Raw genomic sequence first — 3627 nt, 5'->3', positions numbered from 1 at the left:
CTAAAAGCCGCCCTCTGCTACGCGGGCATGGCGGGGAACCTTAAACCCAAGTTTTCGGTAAGTTTAGTTGAGCGGTGCTGTCCCCGTGTCTCCCTATTCCCATACCATAAAACAATAAAAAAACTGTATAAAAAGTAACAGACAAGGGCAAAAAAAACAAATACGATCTGATAGGGTGCGTGGCATCAACTTAACTTGGCCTATATTCTATTCAAGGAGATTTTCTAGTGAAACTCGCTATTTCACCTCTTGCTTTATCCACTGCCACTTTAGGACTAATGTTGGGTGTAGCACAAAACGCCCAAGCCGGCGTGACTGTCTCAACGAGTATGGGGACTCAAAGTGGTTTTAATATAATCAATACCGTCAACGGGGCAGGGTTAGTGCCAAATAGTGTGGGTCCTCTTCACGTTGCGTCAAGTACTACTTCTTTTGGCACTTCTTGGCAGTCAAACAACGCAACAACTGGTACTATCACTTTTCAGTTCACCGGTGTTACCCCCGTAATTCTCGGTGGGTTTAAATTCTGGAACCTTAGCGGTGATAGTAATACTCCCAACCGGGGACTTAGAAATGTGTGGGTTCAATACAACGATGGAACGACTTGGAAAGATCTCCTTGGCACCACAACTAACCCTTTTGTATTCGCCCAAGGATCTAACTTGAATACTGCTGTGGGTCCGAGTAATGACATCACTTTTGCCGGAGTCTTGGCGACTCAGGTTAGATTTAATGTTCAGAGTAACTATGGGGGCGGTCGTAGTGGCTTTGCAGAGATTCAATTTAAAACAATCCCCGAACCTTCTGCCTCGCTTGCTCTGTTAGCCTTGGGTTTAGCGGGTATTGGTTTGGGAAAAAGAATTTAATTTTTGGATGGTAGGTTCGGTTATGGGATAACACCTAACACCATGCAACCAATCTACTCACTTAAAGCAACCAACAGGGAAAAATCTAAATCTTAGGTAGGGGTTGCTGAATAATGGTAAAACCCTTTTAAAATAAGGCTTTTGACCTGTTAAAATCCGATGTTCATGCTGCGAAAATCGGATTGAGACCTTCAAAAACCTGGCATTATCCTTTTTATAGTACATAGGTTAGTACAAAAAGAGAGGGCAACAAAGCCTGAAACTCCCGACGACCGGCTACTGACTACTGACGACCGACTCCTAACCCCACCAACAAACTTTTTCAGCAAACCCTAGGTAGAGTTGCGTCAATGGTCGTTGGAGCAACAAGGGTGGTAGTGAAATTCTCGGCTGGAGAATAAACCGTTAAGGTCTCACCACTGGAAGGAACCGTCGCCCGTCCCTAGCAGATTTGACATTTTCCCAATCGGGACGCAAAGGATAAAGATTAGTAAGCCCTATAGTTGCCCCTTGCTAGGGGGATTTTTTTGGCTGGAAAATAACGTTCGCCCCCAGCCCAGCCAAGACCCTCTAAATGGAACCCGTGGTCGAGAAAAATCGGAAAAACAGCCCTAGGGTTGCTGGCGAGTGCTATAAAGGTAGATAGTCATCTCGATCGCCTACTTGTCCTAACTATGCCACGCACTCAACGTAACGATAACTTTATTGATAAATCTTTTACCGTCATGGCGGATATCATTTTAAAGATACTCCCCGCCAATAAAAAAGCCAAGGAAGCCTTTGTTTATTACCGCGATGGGATGTCTGCCCAAGCTGACGGCGAATACGCCGAAGCCCTCGATAATTACTATGAGGCTTTAACATTAGAAGAGGATCCTAACGATCGCAGTTATATCCTCTACAATATCGGCATTATCCACGCTAGTAACGGCGAGCATGAAAAGGCTCTGGAATACTACGAAGAAGCTATCCAACTTAATCCCAGAATGCCCTCCGCTTTGAATAATATCGCCGTTATTTACCATTTTCAAGGGGAAAAAGCCAGAGAAGACGGACAACAGGCCGAAGCGGAAGCACTCTACGACAAAGCGGCAGAATACTGGAAACAAGCCATCCGATTAGCCCCCAATAACTACATTGAAGCCCAAAACTGGCTGAAAATCACCGGGCGATCGGAAATTGATGTTTTCTTCTAAATTGAGGAGACAGGAGACAGAATTCAGGAGTCAGGAGATTGCTTTTATTTATTCTCCCCACTCCCTCACTCCCTCACTCCCCCACTCCCCAATTCATCATTCATCATTCATAATTCCCCATTTCTCCCATGATCGATCGAGCTACAGTTGAAAAAATCGCCCATTTAGCCCGTTTAGAGATTAATAGCGGCGAAGAAGAACAATTTGCGCTGCAATTAAGCGGAATCCTCGATTATTTCGAGCAGTTAAGCGAATTAGACACGGAAAATGTGCTACCCACCACGCGAGCGATCGAAATTCAAAATATCACTCGCGCCGATAGTAATAGACTTTATCCCGATCACGAGGTCTTAGTGCAAGAATCGCCGGCCCCAGAAGGGGATTATTTCCGGGTTCCCCGTATTCTCAACACCGACGAAGACTAAATCAGTGATCAGTGATCAGATTTGAGTTTTCAGTTCACTGATTACTGTTTACTGATCACTGATTTAGATGCCATCTAGGGTTTTTGCTGCTATCTTGGACTAAGATCAGACCTAGCAATGGAGACATAATATAATGATCGCATCTCAAGATGTGGCACCATTTCAGCTTATTTCGAGCGTAGAATCGGCAGCAACAGAATTTAGGCCCTGGGGTTCTTTCACCACCCTAGAAGAAGGTCTTGGTTATAAAATCAAGCGAATTGAAGTGAATCCGGGTCATCGTCTCAGTTTACAGATGCACTACCATCGCAGTGAACACTGGATTGTCGTTTCGGGGACGGCAAAAGTCACCTGTGGAGATAACGAAGAAATTCTCGGAGCCAATCAGTCCACTTATGTGCCGCAGTGTACCGCTCACCGTCTGGAAAACCCCGGGGTGATCAAATTGGTGTTAATTGAAGTGCAAAATGGGGAATATTTAGGAGAGGATGATATAGTCCGTTTTCAGGATGATTATGCTCGCCATCAGAGCTAAGACTGTGTTGAGGGAGACAGAAGGCCAAGAAACTATATTTTCGCCCCAAAAACCTTTTTAGGTTAGTCTGCCTGACTGTCTTCCCTACCCTCAAGGCTCGTCAAGTTCTAGAAAAATTTTCTTTTCCGGCCGGGTAGCGGTTTTCTCCATGGGAGGTAAAGGCGCGGGGACGGGGATTTATTTTGACCATGTTGTGAGCAAAGAACGGGTAAAATCAGCAGAAAAATAAACTTCCCCTAGACCCTGTGTGGGAAGCTTGAGGAAAGCTGGGTTAGGGGAAATGATTTATTCCTTTGCTGGATTAACTTTAGCATATAACCCTCATTTGTCAGGACTATAACGGCCGGATGTCAATTCTGTGACAAAGAAAAGCCCCTCAGGAGTCGGGCAAGAGGCAAGGGGCAATGATTCATGCGGGAGGGAGTGAGGAAACGGCTTAATCTTGTTGATAAATGCGGCAAAAAACCAAGGGAATTTGCAAAAAATAAACTATATGTAGGGTTTGCTGAATAAATGTGAAATGTAGGCAAGGTAGGGGTTTTGTGGCTTTTCTTGCGAAACAGGTGCAAGATTTTGAGAGAATCGTGCTTCCAAACCTGGCGTCT

4 protein-coding genes are annotated in these 3627 nt (G+C 45.0%); all 4 read left to right on the top strand.

Features of this window, described 5'->3' with window-relative positions; genetic code table 11:
• The first annotated feature begins 227 nt into the window (after positions 1 to 227).
• The 4 genes from PX636_RS16350 to PX636_RS16335 all read left to right on the top strand — a co-directional run bounded on the left by PX636_RS16350 (position 228) and on the right by PX636_RS16335 (position 3022).
• Complete coding sequence (locus PX636_RS16350; protein ID WP_288117852.1) at positions 228 to 866, top strand: PEP-CTERM sorting domain-containing protein; 639 nt, start codon at positions 228 to 230, stop codon at positions 864 to 866.
• A 674-nt stretch (positions 867 to 1540) separates the two neighbouring features.
• Positions 1541 to 2062: a photosystem I assembly protein Ycf3 gene (locus PX636_RS16345; protein WP_002770118.1), complete on the top strand. Its 522-nt coding sequence runs from the start codon at positions 1541 to 1543 to the stop codon at positions 2060 to 2062.
• A 128-nt stretch (positions 2063 to 2190) separates the two neighbouring features.
• The gene (gene gatC / locus PX636_RS16340) at positions 2191 to 2487 is read left to right on the top strand and encodes an Asp-tRNA(Asn)/Glu-tRNA(Gln) amidotransferase subunit GatC (protein WP_002797212.1); all 297 of its coding nucleotides are present in this window, start codon (positions 2191 to 2193) and stop codon (positions 2485 to 2487) included.
• Positions 2488 to 2620: 133 nt separating this feature from the next.
• A complete protein-coding gene (locus PX636_RS16335; protein WP_002760121.1) occupies positions 2621 to 3022 on the top strand; it encodes a phosphomannose isomerase type II C-terminal cupin domain in 402 nt (133 codons plus the stop codon).
• Positions 3023 to 3627 lie beyond the last annotated feature (605 nt).

Origin of the sequence: Microcystis sp. M53598_WE2, assembly GCF_030067735.1 — a bacterium.
GTDB lineage: Bacteria > Cyanobacteriota > Cyanobacteriia > Cyanobacteriales > Microcystaceae > Microcystis > Microcystis aeruginosa.
Note: the sequence above shows the minus strand (reverse complement) of the source record. Positions and strands in the feature narration are given on the sequence as shown.

Coding starts and splice junctions, on each gene's coding strand:
- PX636_RS16345 (WP_002770118.1), top strand. CDS start 1,541: ATGCCACGCACTCAACGTAACGATAACTTTATTGATAAATCTTTTACC.
- gatC (WP_002797212.1), top strand. CDS start 2,191: ATGATCGATCGAGCTACAGTTGAAAAAATCGCCCATTTAGCCCGTTTA.
- PX636_RS16335 (WP_002760121.1), top strand. CDS start 2,621: ATGATCGCATCTCAAGATGTGGCACCATTTCAGCTTATTTCGAGCGTA.